This window comes from Nocardioides sediminis, assembly GCF_003047295.1.
GTDB classification, from domain to species: Bacteria; Actinomycetota; Actinomycetes; order Propionibacteriales; family Nocardioidaceae; genus Nocardioides; species Nocardioides sediminis.
This window is the reverse complement of sequence record NZ_PZYZ01000002.1, coordinates 806940-822792: the sequence shown is the minus strand read 5'-3', so window position 1 is coordinate 822792 and position 15853 is coordinate 806940. Positions and strand designations below refer to the sequence as shown.

The window sequence follows — 15853 nt, the reverse complement described above, 5'->3', positions numbered from 1 at the left end:
AGAGGTCAGGCGTAGAGCTTCTCGATCGTGTCGTGGTAGTTGTCCTCGACGACGTTGCGCTTGACCTTCATCGACGGGGTGAGCTCGCCCGACTCGACGGTGAGGTCGTGGTCGAGGAGCTCCCACTTCTTGATGGTCTCCCAGCGGTTGAGCTTGGCGTTGAGCTCCTCGACGTACCCCGCGACCATCTCGCGCACCTGCGCGCTCTGGACGATCTCGGTGTACGAGGCCCCCTCCATGCCGTTCTCGGCGGCCCAGCCGGCCATCGCGTCGGGGTCGAGGGTGACGAGCGCGACGACGTAGTTGCGCTCGTTGCCGAACACCATGAACTGGCTGGCGTAGGGGCAGATCGCCTTGAACTTCGACTCGATCGCGGGCGGGGCGATGTACTTGCCGCCGGAGGTCTTGAAGAGCTCCTTGATGCGGCCGGTGATGGTGAGGTAGCCGTCGGCGTCCAGCGAGCCCTTGTCGCCGGTGTGCAGCCAGCCGTCGGCGTCGAGCGCCCGGGCGGTCTCCTCGGGGAGGTTGTGGTAGCCGTCCATGACGTGCGGCCCGCGCAGCAGCACCTCGTCCCCGTCCCCGATCTTGACCTCCGCACCCGGGAGGGCCTTGCCGACGGTGCCGATGCGGTTGTCGCCCGGCCGGTTGACGGTCGCGCCGGCCGAGTTCTCGGTCATGCCGTAGCCCTCGAGGATGACGATGCCGGCGGCGTTGAACCACTCGGCGATCTCCGAGTTGAGCGCGGCGGCGCCGGAGATGAAGAAGCGCACCCGTCCACCGAAGCGCTCGCGGACCTTGCTGAAGACCAGCTTGTCGAAGAGGCCGTGCTGGAGCTTGAGGGTGAGGGGGACAGACTTGCCCTCCCGCTTGAGCGCCTCGACCTTGAGGCCGGTCTCGAAGGCCTTGTGGAAGATCTTCTCCTTGGCGCCACCCTCGGCGGCCTGCATGGTCTGGATCCGGCTGTAGGCCTTCTCGAAGATGCGCGGCGCGGCGCCCATGAACGTCGGCTTGACCGTCGCGCAGTTGTCCACGATCTTCTCGACCCGGCCGTCGACGGCGGACGCGAAGCCGCACGCGAGCTGCGTGGACAGCAGGACCTTGCCGAACGAGTGCGCCAGCGGCAGCCACAGGAACTGCAGGTCGTTCTCGTCGAGGATGTCGAGGACCCGGATGGCCTCGCCCTCGAAGACCCAGGACCGGTGCTGCAGCCGGACGCCCTTGGGGCGGCCCGTGGTGCCCGAGGTGTAGATCAGCGTGGCGAGCTGGTCGGGCGCGATGGCCGCGGCCTTCTCGGCGATGACCCCCGGGTGCTCGGCGAGGTAGGCGGTGCCGAGCTCGGCGAGCTGGTCCAGGGAGATGACCCAGTCACCGTCGGTCGCCCCGTCGAAGGTGATGACCTTGACGAGGTGGGGCAGCTCGGCCTTGCGCTCCCGCAGCTTGGCGACCTGCTCGTCGTCCTCGGCGAAGACGAAGTGCGACTCGGAGTCGCTGAGGATGTACGCCGTGTCCTCGGCGTTGGTGGTCGGGTAGACGGTGGTCGTGGCGCCGGCGGCGCACATCACCGCGAGGTCGGCCAAGATCCACTCGTAGCGCGTGCCGGACACGATGCCGACCCGCTGCTCGGGCTCGAGGCCGAGGGAGAGCAGCCCGGCCGCCAGCGCCTCGACACGGTCACCGGCCTGCTGCCAGGTCACGGACTCCCAGGCCTCGCCCTTGGGGTAGCGGAAGGCCTCGCTGGAGGGGGACTTGGCGACGCGGTCGAGGAAGAGGACCGCCACGTTGGGCTTGAGGTTGTCGACGAAGCTCGTGTCGTGCTGGATCGGCATGGGACTCCCTGGGTCGATCGGGTGGGTGCTCACCCGGGTGAGGGCTGACGTGCTTGGGGAGTAACCTAGATCACCCGGTTACGCGGCGGTAGCAAACTCGCGGACTGGTCATCCCACCCCTGCGGGTCGGGCGTCCCGGCCCGGGCACCCGTCACGGCAGCAGCACGTGCCCGTGGCGCATCTTCCACAGGAAGTACTTCTCGAAGCCGAGCTTCATCAGGTGCGCCTGCGGGCCGGGGATCAGCATCCCGTGCTTGCGCGGCGGGAGCATCTTGTCGGCCAGGATCACCACACCGTTGTTGCCCGCGTCCATCACGCAGATCGCGGGGATGTCGCCGAACTCCTTGTGCTCCCCGGGTTCCTCGCCCCGGACCTGCGCGGCGATGTTGCGCGCGGCGACCTTGGCCTGGGTCTCGGTGGGGAACCCGGTCTTGGGGATCCCGACGGGCGTCGGGGTCTGCCACGGCACCTCGACGGCGGCGGCCACGCCCACGGCGTACACGTCGTCGAAGGCCTGCGACTGGTAGGTGTCGCGGACCGGGACGTAGCCCTTGGCGTCCACCAGGCCGGGGGTGCCGGCCAGGAACTCCTGCCCGAGGAACGGCGGGACCACCATCCCGAAGGCGAACGGCAGCACCTCCCCGTCGCCGAGGACCAGCGCGCCGTCGTCGACGTGGTCGATGGGGGTCGCGAGCCGGGTGTCGATCCCCTCCTTCTTGAGGAACATCCCCAGGAGGCTCTCGCCGTGCGGGAGCCCACCGATGCCGAAGTGCCCGAGGAACGGCTCGGCGGTGACGTAGGTGAGCGAGACGTCGTTGTGGAGCCCGGCCTTGCGCAGCTGGTACGAGGTGTTGAAGAGGAACTCGTACGCCGCCCCGAAGCAGCCGGCGCCCTGGGTGGCGGCGATGACCACGTCGCCCGGGTTGTCCAGGAACTTCTGCCAGGCCAGCGCCGTGCGCTCGGCCTCGGCCAGCGTCGTGATGGTGACGGCGTTCTCGGCGAAGCCGGGCACCACGTCGGCCTGGTTGCGGTAGCCGGTGGCGATGACGAGATAGTCGTAGCCGAGCACCTGGCCGTCGTCGAGGGTCACGCGGCGCGTGGTCGCGTCGACGTGCGTGGCCGCGGCGTGCTCGAACCCGACCCCGTGCTCCTCCAGGGTGGGCACCACGTCGAAGGTGATGTCCTCGCGGTCGCGCTTGCCGAACGGCAGCCAGATGAGGCTCGGCGTGAACAGGAACGTCCGCTCCGGGCTGACCACGGTGACGTCGACGTCCCCGTGCAGCTCGTGCCGGACGGCCAGTGCTGCCGTCAGGCCGGCGAAGTTCGTGCCGAGGACAAGGACCTTCGTGCGCATCGTGCACCTCCGGGGGTGGGGAATCTCCTACCTCCTTGCTACCGGCGTGCGCATGTGCCGGAGCAGGGCTGATGGACCCGCGCTCGGTGCCGGAGGTCCCGGGTCCCCGGTCCTTCAGTGGCCCCGTCCGGGTCAGTCCTGGACGGCCTTGGCGATCGCGATGCACCGGGTGATCCACTCCCGCTCGCCGGCGTCGAGGTCACGCCCGGCCCGCTCGGCGTCCTGGACCGACCAGTGCGCGTTGAGGACCATCCGGACCACCACCCAGTCGCGCGCCCGGTGCTCGTCGAGGCCGGCGGCGTCGACGACGGTGTGGAAGCGCCGGCGCAGTCCCTCGCGGACCGACTGGCCGACCGCCAGCTCGTCCCAGCGGTTCCAGAGCAGGGGGGCCGGCTCGTAGTGGGGGTCGCCGTCCATCGGCTTGGGGTCGATGGCCAGCCAGGGCTCGCGGTCGGCGGCCAGCACGTTGGCGTAGTGGAGGTCGCCGTGGACGATGACGCCGCTGCTGGACTCGTCGGCGACGAGGTCGCGGGCCAGCGCGAGCGCCTGCTCGACCAGCCGGCGCGGAACGGGTGCGTTGCGCGGCATCCGGGCGAGCGCGGCGGTCCACCGCTCGACGTACGACGTGACGGTGCGCAGCTGCGGCAGTGCAGGCACGTGCAGCCGGCGGTAGAGCCCGGCGACCACCTCGCACGCCTCGACGTCACACAGGTCGCCGAGGTCCTCGGTGTGCAGGCGCTCGAGCAGGAGCGCCCGCCGGTGTGGGTCGGCGCGCAGCAGCAGGACCGCGCCGTCGCCGTGCCAGCGCTGCAGGGCGAGGCCCTCGTGGAGGGACTCGTCGTCGCCGTCGAAGGAGACCTTGAGCACCGCGGGACGGCCCCCGGTCGTCCGCACGGGCTGGGCGAGCGAGCAGTAGCCGTGCATCGGCGGCCCGTCGAGGGTGAGCTGCCACTCCTCGACGACGTCTGCGGCCAGGCGCGGCAGCCGGTCCAGCCAGGCCGCCCAGTCCGGCCCCAGCCCCCGCTGGGCGTCCAGGCCGGGCGGAATGGGGAACGGCATGGCGGCAACCCTAGGCTTCCGCGCATGACCGACCCCCGCGACGTCCTCTCCCCCGCGATCTCCGCCGCGATCGGGCGTGCGCTGGGCCCCGAGCACGAGGGGGCCGATCCGGTGCTGCGCCCCAGCCAGTACGCCGACGTGCAGGCCAACGCCGCGCTCGCGCTCGCCAAGCGGGTCGGCACCTCCCCGCGGGAGGTGGCCGCCCGCGTCGTCGCGGAGCTGGACGACCTGCCGGCGACGGTCGAGATCAGCGGGCCGGGCTTCCTCAACATCACCTTCGACGACGTCTGGGTCGCCTCGCTGCTCGGCGGCCTCGCCGCGGACCCGCGGCTGGGCGTGCCGACCCAGGAGGCGCAGGTGGTCCCGATCGACTACAGCGCCCCCAACGTCGCCAAGGAGATGCATGTCGGCCACCTCCGCACCACGGTCGTCGGCGACGCGCTCGCGCGCACCCTGGAGCACCTCGGCCACCGGGTCGTGCGGCAGAACCACATCGGCGACTGGGGCACGCCGTTCGGCATGCTCATCGAGCACCTGCTCGCCGTGGGCGAGGGCTCGGAGGAGGCGCTGCTCCTCGAGAGCGACCCCAACGCCTTCTACCAGGCCGCCCGGGCGGAGTTCGACGGCGACGAGGACTTCGCCACCCGTTCCCGGGCGCGGGTGGTCGCGCTCCAGGCGGGCGACCAGGAGACGCTGCGGCTGTGGGCCGAGCTCGTCGAGCTCTCGCGCCACTACTTCAACCGGATCTACAGCACCCTCGGCGTGACCCTCACCGACGACGACCTGGCGGGCGAGTCGACGTACAACGCGGACCTCGCAGGCATCTGCGACGAGCTCGAGGCGAAGGGGCTCGCCACGGTCAGCGACGGCGCGCTGTGCGTCTTCCTCGAGGGCCACACCGGACGCGAGGGCAAGCCGGTGCCGCTGATCATCCGCAAGTCCGACGGCGGCTACGGCTACGCCACCACCGACCTGGCCACGATCCGGCACCGGGTCGAGCGGCTCGGCGCCGACCGCTGCCTCTACGTCATCGGCGCACCCCAGGCGCTGCACCTCGAGATGGTCTGGGAGACCGCCCGCCTCGCGGGCTGGCTGCCCGACGACGTCGAGGTCGTGCACGTGAAGATCGGCAACGTGCTCGGGGAGGACCGCAAGATCCTGCGCACCCGCTCCGGCGCCCCTCTTCGGCTGATGGCGCTGCTCGAGGAGGCGCAGGCCAACGCGCGTCGCGAGGTCGACTCGACCCGCCCGGAGCTGGCCGAGGAGGTCCGCGCCGCCATCGCCCCGGTGGTCGGCATCGGGGCGGTGAAGTACGCCGACCTGTCGGTCGCCCACGACTCGGAGTACGTCTTCGACCTCGACCGGATGCTCGCCTTCACCGGCAACACCGGCCCCTACCTGCAGTACGCCGCCGCGCGCATCCACTCCATCTTCCGCTCCGCCGGCGTCGTCCCGTCGCACGCCGCCCCGATCGTCCTGGGTGAGCCCGCCGAGCGGGCGCTGGCCCTGCAGCTCCTGCGGTTCGGGACCGTGGTGGCCGAGGTGGGCGACACCCTGGAGCCACACCGGCTGTGCACCTACCTGTTCGACCTCGCCCAGGACTTCTCGGCGTTCTACGAGCACTGCCCGGTGCTGCGGGCGGCGACGCCGCAGCTGCGCGAGTCGCGGCTGTCACTGGCCGGGCTGACGCTGGCGGTGCTCGTCCAGGGGCTCGACCTGCTGGGGATCGAGACGCCCGAGCAGATGTGACTACGCCTGGTCGAAGGCGGCCACCAGGTCGCTGAGGTACTTCTGGAAGCCCGGGCACGTCGAGATGTCGTGCGCGCGGCAGCTGAAGGCGTGCTCGGTCATCGCCCGGGAGATGCGCATCTCCTCCATCCGCCGGTCGAGGTCGTCGAGGTGCGCCTGGAGGACCGCGTGGCGTTCCGGCGCGTCCGCGTGCAGCATCACCGAGACCTGGTCGAGCGACATGCCGGCCGCCTTGCTGCGCTGGATCGCCGCGACGCGCGAGACGTCGTCGAGGCCGTAGCGACGCCGGCCCGCGCTGTCGCGAACCGGCTCGAGCAGGCCCACCGACTCCCAGTGTCGGAGGACGTTGGTGGGCAGGTCGAAGCGCTCGGCGACCTCACCGACGGACCACGTGCGATCACGGCTTGACTTCATCCCGACATGAAGTCACAGGCTGCTCCCACCTGACAAGCCCAGCACCGATCCAGGGAGATCACATGTACGACGCACTCGTCATCGGCGGCGGTCCCGCCGGCCTCCAGGCGGCCCTGACCCTCGGCCGGATGCACCGACCCACGCTGCTCCTCGACTCGGGGGCCTACCGCAACACCCCGGTCGACGCCATGCACAACATCCTCACCAACGACGGTCGGGACCCGGCGGAGTTCCGCGCGATCGTCCGCGGCGAGCTCGAGGAGTACTCCGACGTCGAGGTCCGCGACGTCGCGGCCTCCACGGTCGCGCGCCGGGACGACGGGACCTTCTCGGCCACGCTGGCCGACGGGACGGTGGTGGGGTCGCGCACGGTGGTGCTCGCCACCGGCGTGCGCGACGTCATGCCCGACGTCCCCGGCTTCGCCGAGCAGTGGGGCCGCACCGTGCACATGTGCCCCTTCTGCCACGGCCACGAGATGTCCGGGAAGCGCGTCGCCGTCCAGGACTCCCCCGCCGCCGGGCACCAGGTGGCGATGCTGTCGCCGATCGCCGCCTCGGTCGAGGTCGTCCCGCCGGTGACCGCGGTGGAGATGACCTCCGAGGGCCTGCACGTCGAGTCGGAGTCCGGCAAGGTCGTCGTGGACGGCCTCTTCGCGCACCCCGCCTTCGAGCAGGCGGCGCCCTTCGCCGCCCAGCTCGGCCTCGAGCTGCGCGAGAGCGGGTGCGTCGCGGTCAACCTGCTCGGCCAGACCAGCGTCCCAGGCGTGTACGCCGCCGGGGACCTCGCGCACGTCGCCGACCTGCCGATGCCCATGGCCTCGGTGCTCGCGGCGGCGTACGCCGGTCAGCTGGCGGGCGCCTCGGTCCTGCGGGACATGGTCATGCCGGCGCACTGACGCCGTCGCCGGTCCGGGTCAGGCGCGGTGGCGGCCGGCGCTCGGGGCGGGGGCGGAGTGGAGGAGCTCGAGGTCCGTGAACTCCTCGCACATCCCCCGCACGTCCTCCGGGCTGTCCGAGGGACCGAACGCCATCACCGCGACCCCGGCGGCGTTGAGCCGCTGGACGAGCGGGTAGGCGGAGGTGAGGTCACCCACGAGCACCACCGCGTCCACGGCGTCGTCGCGGGCCAGGTCGACCGCGTCGACGGTCAGGGCGACGAGCGACCTCTCGTCCTGGGCCCGGCCGTGGGCCGGGGCGAACTGGTGGCACGGCTGGATGCCGTGGTGCCGCAGCCGAGGCATCAGCTCCTGGCCCTCGGGTGACGACCAGTCGCCGTACGCAGGGGCGACGTTGACGGAGCCGTGGTCGGCCAGCAGGTCGAACACCTCGTCGGCCGACTCCGCCGTGACCACCCGCGCGTCGATGAGCACCGCCAACCGCCGCGCGAGCTGCGGCCGCGTCCGCCCGCGGCGTCGACGGGGCAGGGCGACCCGGGCGACGCCCTCGCGATCCTGCCCCTCGTCGAGGCCGAGGGCAGCCGCGCCCTGCGGATCGACGACGCGCTCCGGGTACTCGACGGTCGACTCGGGCGCCACCAGCGCCGGGTCGAGCGCGGCGCTCGCGTCACCGCCGCGCTGCCCGCGCGACGGTCCCCCGCGGTCCTGCTGCTCGAGGTCGTCGCTGACCGCCAGCCACCGCCTGACCAGCGCGCTAAGCGACACCTTCGGCTCGGTGACCAGCGATCCCTGTCGGGTGGCCGGCGGCCACTCCTCAACATGTGTCATGTGTGCACATCCCCCCGGACGTCTTCGACACCCCGACGATGACGCGTCGCCGCCGTCCGCGACGTGGGAATCACCCGAACGGGTGTGTCTGTCTGGACCACTCGTCTCGGTTCCCGAGACGAGTCCGCAGCCGGGTCACGGCACCGGCGCCGCGACGTCCGGCCGCTGGGGGTCCGCCAGCTCGGGCAGGACCAGGTTGAAGCGTCGGCGTTGCGCGCTGATCACGACGTCCTCGGACTCGGCGAACCCCGTGTGCGGGTCGAGTGCCGTGAGGACGTAGCGACCCAGCGGCGGCAGCCCGAGCTCGTAGTGACCCCCCTCGTCGGTCCGGGTCGCGCCCACGGACTCGCCCGAGGCGTCGGTGAGCACGACCAGCGCGTCGTCGATCGGCCACCCGCCGCGGGAGACGACGCCGGCGACCGTGAGCCGTTCGTCGAGCTCGAGGACCGAGTCGGTCCCGGACGAGAGCTGGCGCAGCTCCGACCGCGGGGCCCAGCCCTCCGCGGAGAAGACGACGAGGTACTCCCCCGGCCCGGGCAGCACCACCGACCAGCGGCCGTCGTTGTCGGCGCGTGCCCAGTCGGCCTGCCGGCCGCCCCGGTCCAGCACGGAGACCACCGCCAGGCGCGCCGGCCTGCCGTCGGTGCGCTGCACCCGACCGCGTACGACGACCTCGGCACCGACGTCGGCCCGGCGCACGGCGTCGCCCCGCGCGACCGCGGGTCGTTCGCCGGGGACCGTGGGGCGGGCGGCGAGGACGGGCGCCGGCCGGGCCGGGATGAGGAACCCGACCGCGGCACCGAGGAACGCGGCCACCGCGGCGATCCAGCTCATGGCGTGCAGCGCCGCCTCGGACGGGTAGGCGCTCCCCACCGCGACGCCCGCCGTGAGGACAGCGGCGACGGTCGCCGAGCACGTCGAGGTCCCGATGGAGCGCACCACCGTGTTGAGCCCGTTGGCGGCGGCGGTCTCGCTGATCGGCACCGACTGCATGATGAGCACCGGCATCGCTGCGAAGCCGACCGCGACGCCGACCGAGATGATCGAGACGCCGACCATGAGCTCGACGAGCGAGCCGTCGAACAGCACCCGCACGACGTACCCGAAGCCCGTGATGCACAGCCCGGCGATCAGGGTGGTGCGCGCGCCGAACCTCCGGGTGACGGATGCGGACACCGGCGCCATCAGGACCATCAGCACGCCGCCGGGCAGCATCGCCAGACCGGCCTCGGTGACCCCGAGGCCGAACCCGACACCCGACTCGACGGGGATCTGCAGCTGCTGGGTGGCGACGAGCAGGTTCGCGAACATGGCGAAGCCGGCCAGCAGCGACGCGACGTTGGTGAGCAGCACCGGGCGGCGCGTCGAGGTGCGCAGGTCGACGAGCGGCTCGCCGGTGCGCAGCTCCCAGGGAGCCCACAGCGCGAAGAACAGCACCGCCACCGTGAAGGACAGCAGGGTCCACTGCGACGTCCAGCCCCACACGCCGCCCTTGGAGATGCCCAGCAGCAGGGCCGTCAAGGCGATGGACATCAGGATGGCGCCCAGCCAGTCGAAGCGCCCGGGCGTCCGCACGCCCGATTCGGGCACCACGGTGAGGACGAGCGCCAGCATCACGACGGACATGACCACGCTGCCCCAGAAGACCGCCTGCCAGCCGAATGCCTCGTAGATCACCCCGGAGAGCGGCAGCCCCACCGCTCCGCCGATGCCGAGCGTCGCGCTCATCAGCGCGACCGCCCCGCCGATCCGCTCCGGCGGCAGCTCGTCGCGCATCGTGGAGATGCCGATGGGGATCAGCGCGGGGGCGAAGCCCTGCAGCACCCGGGCGGCGATGAGCACCTCGAGCGAGTCGCCCACGGCACCGAGCAAGGAGCCCGCGAGCAGGGCGACCAGCGAGACCAGGATCATCCGGCGCTTGCCGTGCATGTCGGCGAGCCGGGAGAGGATGGGCGTCGCCACCGCGCTGGTGAGAAGGGTGACCGTCACCAGCCAGGAGGCGTTGTCGGAGCTGGTGTCCAGCAGCCGGGGGAAGTCCGGCAGCAGCGGCACGACCAGCGTCTGCATCAGCGACACGGCCGTGCCGCACAGCGACAGGACCAGGACGATCAGCCCCGAGCGACGCGGGCGCTCGGTCTCGACGGTCGTCGTCGTGGCGGTCACGGGCAGCCCGGACGCACGTTGACTCCGAGGGCGACAGGCATGGAGCCGACCCTAGCGTCGCGCGCTGCCCCGAGCCGTCCGTGCCCCAGGCGCGGTGCCGGGGAGAATGACACCGTGCTCCCGACAGCGATCAGCTACGTCATCACCTCGCCGCTCTCCCTGGCGCGCGTGCTCTGGTGGTACGGGGAGGACGCCCTGTGGCCCGTCGCCCTGGAGCTCCCGGCGTCGGTGGTCGCCGACCTCGCTCCGCGCTTCGCGGAGCTCCGGTCAGCGCCCGAGGGGATGGAGCTCCTCTGGCCGGGCGCGCCCCTGGCGGACGCGCACCTCGTGCTCGGTGTCATCGAGCACGTCGAAGGGCGTCCGCGGCCGGCCGCTCGCCGGCACCGACGCGGCGGACCGATGCCTGCCCTGCTCGATGCGGACGAGGACGAGCGCTGGCACGACCCGACGCTGGCCGAGGTGCTCCGGCTGGTCCACCAGCGCACCGCGACCTCCGGGGAGGCGCCGGTGCCGTCGCGTCTCGGGCGGCTGCACGGCCGCTACTCGTGGTGGTGACGTACGCCGATCTCAGCGGCGCGGCTGGTCGCCGAGGAACTCCCCGGGCGTCATCCCCGTGACCGTCCGGAAGTCATGGGTGAAGTGGGCCTGGTCGGCGTACCCCAGCCGGGCGGCCATGTCGGCCAGCGACTGCTCGCCGGCCTTGAGGCCCTCGACGGCGTCGTGCAGGCGGCGGCGCTGGATCAGCCACTTCGGGCTGAGCCCGACCCGTTGCTCGATGAGGCGCTGGAGGCTGCGCTCGCTCAGGCCCGCGTGGGCGGCGAGGTCGGCCACGCGGGTCACCTCGGGGTGCTCGCGCAACCACGCGACGAGCTCGTTGACGAGCAGGCCCTGCTCGTCGACCGGGAGGTGGGCCGCCAGGCGCTGCTCGACCGCCGCGACCGCGAGCGTGTGGGCGTCCGGGTCGTGGGGGTCGGTCGCCATGGCCGCCCGCACCTCGGCGACCAGCGCGTGGGCGTCGAGGGAGGCCACCTCGGCCAGGTCGAGGTGGGTGTCGGTGACCGTGGCCACGGACCGCCCGAGGACCAGGCGGCCGGCGGCCGGGGTGAGCATCGTGCCCACCGCCCAGCCGTCGCCCTCCAGCGTGACGCTCGAGCGGCCGCGCACCACGCCGTACATCCGGGCGTAGGTGTTGCTGACCACCAGCAGGCAGACGGGGTGCTGGAGCGTGCTCTGCGTCGACGGCTCGGCCAGCGACCACACGGGGATCCAGTAGCGGTCGACCAGGTCCGCGAGGTGCGGCGACGGCCCGTAGCGGTGGATCGGCGGCGAGGGGCGGGTCACCCCCGTCAGGTGGGCGCGGTCGACCGGGTCGACGGGTCGCGCTCCCCCGGTGGCCGGCATGTGTCGGATTATCACAAGATCCACCGACGGCGGCCTGCGAGCGTGGCGACATGACATCGACAGCGACGCAGACAGCACAGCACTTCACCGACCGGGCCACGACCTTCGCGGCCATCCTCGACGCCGCCGGCGAGCGGTGGGACGCCGCCACCCCCTGCGACGGGTGGACCGTGCGCGACGTCGTCGCCCACACCATCGGGACCGAGCGTGACTTCCTGGCCCGCCAGGGCCTCGACGTCGGCGTCGCGCCCGACCTCGGCGACCCGGCCGCCGCGTGGCGCACCCACGCCGCCGCCGTCGCCGACGTGCTGGCCCGGGACGGCGTGGCCGAGCGGGAGTACGACGGGTACTTCGGGCGTACGACGATCGCGGCGACCATGGCCGACTTCTACGGCTGGGACCTGGTCGTGCACGGCTCGGACGTCGCCCGAGCGACCGGCCAGGACTGGTCGGTCAGCGAGGGCGAGGCCGCCGCCCTGCACGCGACGGCCGACGGCTGGGGCGACGCGCTCTACTCCGAGGGCGTCTGCTCGGCCGCCGTCCCCGTCGCCGACGACGCGTCGGCCACCGACCGGCTGCTCGCGCGACTCGGGCGCGACCCGGGCTGGCGTCCGTCCTGAGGACAGCACCTGTCCTCCTCGGTCACTAGCGTGGCCGCGTGACCCTCACGTGGGAGGACCTGGCCGGCCTCGCGCTGGCCCGCCAGTTCCCGGCCACCACCCCGGAGGTCCCGGGGATGATCGACCTCGTCGGTCCGGTGCAGTCCCAGACGGCCCGCTCCCCGTTCCTCGGGCTCGCGGCCCGGTTCCCGGGGGTGACGCGCGACGCCGTCGGCGCGGCGTACGAGGACGGCACCATCGTGCGCGGCAGCACCATCCGCGGCACGGTCCACACCGCGACCCCCGAGCAGTACGCCGTCCTGGGCGCGGCCACCCGCGTCGGCCAGCGCACCCTGCGGCAACGCATGCTCGGGCTCGAGCGGAGCACGGTCGAGGACCTGTGGGCCGACACCGAGCGGTTCGCGGCGGACTGGCGCAGCACCGACGAGCTCCAGGAGCACCTCCACCGGTGGCTGCTGGCGCACGAGGGGCGTGACGACGTCACCGGCCAGCAGGCGGGGCGATACCTCGCCTTCGGGCACGGCGGGCTCGTCCGGCGTCCGGTCAACGGCGACTGGGCCGGACAGGGTGCGCCGGTCTACCGCACGCTCCTCCCGGCCGTGCCCGCGACGCCGGCCGACGCCGTGCACCTCCACCTGCGGTGCCACGGTCCCGCGTCCCGGCAGGACCTGGCGTGGTGGTCCAAGCTGGGGCTGCGCGTCGTCGACGAGGTCCTCGACGAGCTGGGCCTCGACGGCGAGGTCGGCCCCGACGGCCGGACCTACGTCGACCTCCCGGATGCCCCTGCGCCCCGCGCGGTGGACGGGGTGCGGCTGCTGCCGGAGTTCGACGCCCTCATGTGCGGCTACGACCCCGCCGCCCGGGAGCGGTTCGCCGAGCCCGCCCACCTGCGACGGCTGTGGATCCAGAACAACGGGATGGTGCTGCCGCCGCTGCTGGTCGACGGCCGGATCACCGGCTGGTGGCGGGCGGCCGGCTCCGGCACGCGACGGCCGCTGGAGGTCGTCTGGTTCGCCGGCACCCGCAGGCCGCGCAAGGCCGAGCTCGACGGGCCGGTCGCCGGGCTCGAGGCGGCGCTCGGCATCACGGTCACCGACGTGATCCTCACCCGCGAGCGGGTCTAGCGGCGCTGGAGGGTGACCACGGCGAGCGTGCACCGGCCGGAGACGTCGCCCGGCCCCACTACGAGGTCGTACGCCGCCGCCTCGGCGTCCCCGGCCGACGCCCGGCCCTGGAGCACCAGCGCCGCCTGGTCGTCGGCGAGCGGGAGGGCCGAGGTGCGCCCGAGCTCGAGCACCGTCACGAACGCCTCGACCGCCGGCTCGGCGATCACGTTGAGCACCCGCACCGGCCCCTCCGGGACGGAGGCCGAGACCTCGGCGCCGCCGTCGAAGGCGAACGGCCGGCGCGGCTCGACGAGGACCTCCTCGCCGTCGACGACCAGCCGCAGCACGGGCCCGTCGACCACGGTGAGCAGGCGGTGCCGGCCGGGGAAGGTCGAGAACGGGCCGTCCGTGTCGACGTCGGCCAGGCTGACCCGCCACGACCCGTCGGGGCCGAGCAGCAGCTCACGCGTCGTACCCCCGCCGTTCGTCCACGGCTGAGGTGCGACGTCGGCAGAGCGGACCACGGTCGCCACTACTTCTTCGTCTTCTCCGACGGCTGCGTCGTGGAGAGCGCGGCCACGAAGGCCTCCTGGGGGACCTCGACGCGGCCGACCATCTTCATCCGCTTCTTGCCCTCCTTCTGCTTCTCCAGCAGCTTGCGCTTGCGGGTGATGTCGCCGCCGTAGCACTTGGCGAGCACGTCCTTGCGGATCGCGCGGATGTTCTCGCGCGCGATCACGCGCGCGCCGATGGCGGCCTGGATCGGCACCTCGAACTGCTGGCGCGGGATGAGGTCCTTGAGCTTGCCGGCCATCATCACGCCGTAGCTGTACGCCGCGTCGCGGTGCACGATCGCCGAGAACGCGTCGACCGGCTCGCCCTGGAGCAGGATGTCGACCTTGACCAGGTCGGCGGCCTGCTCGCCGGTCCGCTCGTAGTCGAGCGAGGCGTAGCCCTTGGTGCGGGACTTCAGCTGGTCGAAGAAGTCGAAGACGATCTCGCCCATCGGCAGCGTGTAGCGCATCTCGACCCGGTCCTCGGAGAGGTAGTCCATCCCGAGCAGGCTGCCCCGCTTGGCCTGGCACAGCTCCATGATCGTGCCGATGTAGTCGCTGGGGCTGAGGATCGTGGCCCGTACGACGGGCTCGCGGACCTCGGCGATCTTGCCCTCGGGGTACTCGCTGGGGTTGGTCACCGTCAGCTCGGAGCCGTCCTCCATGAGCACCTCGTAGACCACGTTGGGCGCGGTCGAGATGAGGTCGAGGTTGAACTCGCGCTCGAGCCGGTCGCGGGTGATCTCCATGTGCAGCAGGCCCAGGAAGCCGATGCGGAAGCCGAAGCCGAGCGCGCCCGAGGTCTCCGGCTCGAAGGTCAGGGCCGCGTCGTTGAGCTGGAGCCGCTCGAGCGCGTCGCGCAGCGTCGGGTAGTCGTCGCCGTCGATCGGGTAGAGGCCCGAGTAGACCATCGGGTTGGGGTGCTTGTATCCGCCGAGCGGCTCGGAGGCGCCGTGGTGCTGGCTGGTGACGGTGTCACCGACCCGCGACTGGCGCACGTCCTTCACGCCGGTGATCAGGTAGCCCACCTCGCCGACGCCGAGGTCGCCGGCCTTGACCGGCTCGGGGCTGATGACGCCCACCTCGAGCATCTCGTGCACCGCTCCGGTCGACATCATCTTGATCCGGTCGCGGTGGGTGAGCTTGCCGTCGACCACGCGGACGTAGGTGACCACGCCGCGGTAGGTGTCGTAGACGGAGTCGAAGATCAGGGCCCGGGCGGGCGCGTCGGCGTCGCCGACGGGAGCCGGGGTCTGCTTGACGATCTCGTTGAGGAGCCCGGGGACGCCGACGCCGGTCTTGGCGCTGACGCGCAGCACGTCCTCGGGCTCGCAGCCGACCAGGCCGGCCAGCTCCGCGGCGTACTTCTCGACGTTGGCGCCCGGCAGGTCGATCTTGTTGAGCACCGGGATGATGTGCAGGTCCGCGCCCATCGCCAGGTAGAGGTTGGCGAGCGTCTGGGCCTCGATGCCCTGCGCGGCGTCCACGAGCAGGATCGCGGCCTCGCACGCCTCGAGGGACCGGGACACCTCGTAGGTGAAGTCGACGTGGCCCGGGGTGTCGATCATGTTGAGGACGTAGGTGCCGGGCTCGGCGCCCTCCTCGTTGTCCCCCGGCACGGTCCAGGGCATCCGGACGGCCTGCGACTTGATGGTGATGCCGCGCTCGCGCTCGATGTCCATCCGGTCGAGGTACTGCGCCCGGGCGGCCCGCTCGTCGACGACGCCGGTCAGCTGCAGCATCCGGTCGGCCAGCGTGGACTTGCCGTGGTCGATGTGGGCGATGATGCAGAAGTTGCGGATGATCGCCGGGTCGGTCTGGCCCGGCTGGGGCGCGTTGGTCAAGGACACGGGCGACTTTCTGCAACGACTACATGAGGACGG

General features: G+C 72.3%; 14 protein-coding genes. 5 read left to right on the top strand and 9 right to left on the bottom strand.

Annotation, left to right across the window (positions count from 1 at the left end; genetic code table 11):
- Positions 1 to 5: 5 nt before the first annotated feature.
- The 3 genes from DAI17_RS08655 to DAI17_RS08645 form a co-directional block, all read right to left on the bottom strand.
- Positions 6 to 1826, bottom strand: a complete 1821-nt coding sequence (locus DAI17_RS08655) for an AMP-dependent synthetase/ligase (protein ID WP_107772450.1) — start codon at positions 1824 to 1826, stop codon at positions 6 to 8.
- A 151-nt stretch (positions 1827 to 1977) separates the two neighbouring features.
- Positions 1978 to 3180 (bottom strand): NAD(P)/FAD-dependent oxidoreductase, encoded by a 1203-nt coding sequence (locus tag DAI17_RS08650; RefSeq protein WP_107772449.1) that lies wholly within the window; start codon positions 3178 to 3180, stop codon positions 1978 to 1980.
- 132 nt (positions 3181 to 3312) lie between these two features.
- Positions 3313 to 4239, bottom strand: a complete 927-nt coding sequence (locus tag DAI17_RS08645) for an aminoglycoside phosphotransferase family protein (RefSeq protein ID WP_107772448.1) — start codon at positions 4237 to 4239, stop codon at positions 3313 to 3315.
- 24 nt (positions 4240 to 4263) lie between these two features.
- Between DAI17_RS08645 and argS the strand changes: the two genes are divergently transcribed.
- Positions 4264 to 5988, top strand: a complete 1725-nt coding sequence (gene argS, locus DAI17_RS08640; protein ID WP_107772447.1) for an arginine--tRNA ligase — start codon at positions 4264 to 4266, stop codon at positions 5986 to 5988.
- Here argS and DAI17_RS08635 read toward each other — a convergent pair whose 3' ends face one another.
- Positions 5989 to 6402 (bottom strand): helix-turn-helix domain-containing protein, encoded by a 414-nt coding sequence (locus tag DAI17_RS08635; protein WP_107772446.1) that lies wholly within the window; start codon positions 6400 to 6402, stop codon positions 5989 to 5991.
- A gap of 62 nt (positions 6403 to 6464) precedes the next feature.
- On the opposite strand from DAI17_RS08635, the gene DAI17_RS08630 reads away from it, so the two are divergent.
- Complete coding sequence (locus tag DAI17_RS08630; protein WP_107772445.1) at positions 6465 to 7298, top strand: NAD(P)/FAD-dependent oxidoreductase; 834 nt, start codon at positions 6465 to 6467, stop codon at positions 7296 to 7298.
- Between the two features lie 18 nt (positions 7299 to 7316).
- On the opposite strand, the gene DAI17_RS08625 is transcribed toward DAI17_RS08630, so the two are convergent.
- Positions 7317 to 8126, bottom strand: coding sequence for an NYN domain-containing protein (locus DAI17_RS08625; protein ID WP_107772444.1), 810 nt, complete (start codon positions 8124 to 8126; stop codon positions 7317 to 7319).
- 135 nt (positions 8127 to 8261) lie between these two features.
- Positions 8262 to 10289, bottom strand: a complete 2028-nt coding sequence (locus DAI17_RS08620; protein WP_199905005.1) for an MFS transporter — start codon at positions 10287 to 10289, stop codon at positions 8262 to 8264.
- A 114-nt stretch (positions 10290 to 10403) separates the two neighbouring features.
- On the opposite strand from DAI17_RS08620, the gene DAI17_RS08615 reads away from it, so the two are divergent.
- A complete protein-coding gene (locus tag DAI17_RS08615; protein WP_107772443.1) occupies positions 10404 to 10844 on the top strand; it encodes a hypothetical protein in 441 nt (146 codons plus the stop codon).
- Positions 10845 to 10856: 12 nt separating this feature from the next.
- On the opposite strand, the gene DAI17_RS08610 is transcribed toward DAI17_RS08615, so the two are convergent.
- On the bottom strand, positions 10857 to 11690 hold the full coding sequence (locus DAI17_RS08610) for a helix-turn-helix transcriptional regulator (protein ID WP_107772442.1): 834 nt from the start codon (positions 11688 to 11690) through the stop codon (positions 10857 to 10859).
- Positions 11691 to 11740: 50 nt separating this feature from the next.
- Between DAI17_RS08610 and DAI17_RS08605 the strand changes: the two genes are divergently transcribed.
- Together DAI17_RS08605 and DAI17_RS08600 are read left to right on the top strand one after the other, a co-directional pair.
- Positions 11741 to 12310, top strand: a complete 570-nt coding sequence (locus DAI17_RS08605) for a TIGR03086 family metal-binding protein (RefSeq protein WP_107772441.1) — start codon at positions 11741 to 11743, stop codon at positions 12308 to 12310.
- Between the two features lie 38 nt (positions 12311 to 12348).
- Positions 12349 to 13434 (top strand): winged helix DNA-binding domain-containing protein, encoded by a 1086-nt coding sequence (locus DAI17_RS08600; protein ID WP_107772440.1) that lies wholly within the window; start codon positions 12349 to 12351, stop codon positions 13432 to 13434.
- On the opposite strand, the gene DAI17_RS08595 is transcribed toward DAI17_RS08600, so the two are convergent.
- Positions 13431 to 13949, bottom strand: coding sequence for a HutD/Ves family protein (locus tag DAI17_RS08595; RefSeq protein ID WP_199905004.1), 519 nt, complete (start codon positions 13947 to 13949; stop codon positions 13431 to 13433). The two genes, DAI17_RS08600 and DAI17_RS08595, sit on opposite strands and share 4 nt — an antisense overlap.
- Positions 13949 to 15814, bottom strand: coding sequence for a translation elongation factor 4 (lepA, locus tag DAI17_RS08590; RefSeq protein WP_107772578.1), 1866 nt, complete (start codon positions 15812 to 15814; stop codon positions 13949 to 13951). The genes DAI17_RS08595 and lepA overlap by 1 nt, the downstream gene beginning before the upstream one ends.
- Positions 15815 to 15853 lie beyond the last annotated feature (39 nt).

What these genes read in the sequence shown, in the direction of transcription:
- DAI17_RS08655 (WP_107772450.1), bottom strand. Translation starts at nt 1,826, where the DNA reads ATGCCGATCCAGCACGACACGAGCTTCGTCGACAACCTCAAGCCCAAC.
- DAI17_RS08650 (WP_107772449.1), bottom strand. Translation starts at nt 3,180, where the DNA reads ATGCGCACGAAGGTCCTTGTCCTCGGCACGAACTTCGCCGGCCTGACG.
- DAI17_RS08645 (WP_107772448.1), bottom strand. Translation starts at nt 4,239, where the DNA reads ATGCCGTTCCCCATTCCGCCCGGCCTGGACGCCCAGCGGGGGCTGGGG.
- argS (WP_107772447.1), top strand. Translation starts at nt 4,264, where the DNA reads ATGACCGACCCCCGCGACGTCCTCTCCCCCGCGATCTCCGCCGCGATC.
- DAI17_RS08635 (WP_107772446.1), bottom strand. Translation starts at nt 6,402, where the DNA reads ATGAAGTCAAGCCGTGATCGCACGTGGTCCGTCGGTGAGGTCGCCGAG.
- DAI17_RS08630 (WP_107772445.1), top strand. Translation starts at nt 6,465, where the DNA reads ATGTACGACGCACTCGTCATCGGCGGCGGTCCCGCCGGCCTCCAGGCG.
- DAI17_RS08625 (WP_107772444.1), bottom strand. Translation starts at nt 8,126, where the DNA reads ATGACACATGTTGAGGAGTGGCCGCCGGCCACCCGACAGGGATCGCTG.
- DAI17_RS08610 (WP_107772442.1), bottom strand. Translation starts at nt 11,690, where the DNA reads ATGCCGGCCACCGGGGGAGCGCGACCCGTCGACCCGGTCGACCGCGCC.
- DAI17_RS08605 (WP_107772441.1), top strand. Translation starts at nt 11,741, where the DNA reads ATGACATCGACAGCGACGCAGACAGCACAGCACTTCACCGACCGGGCC.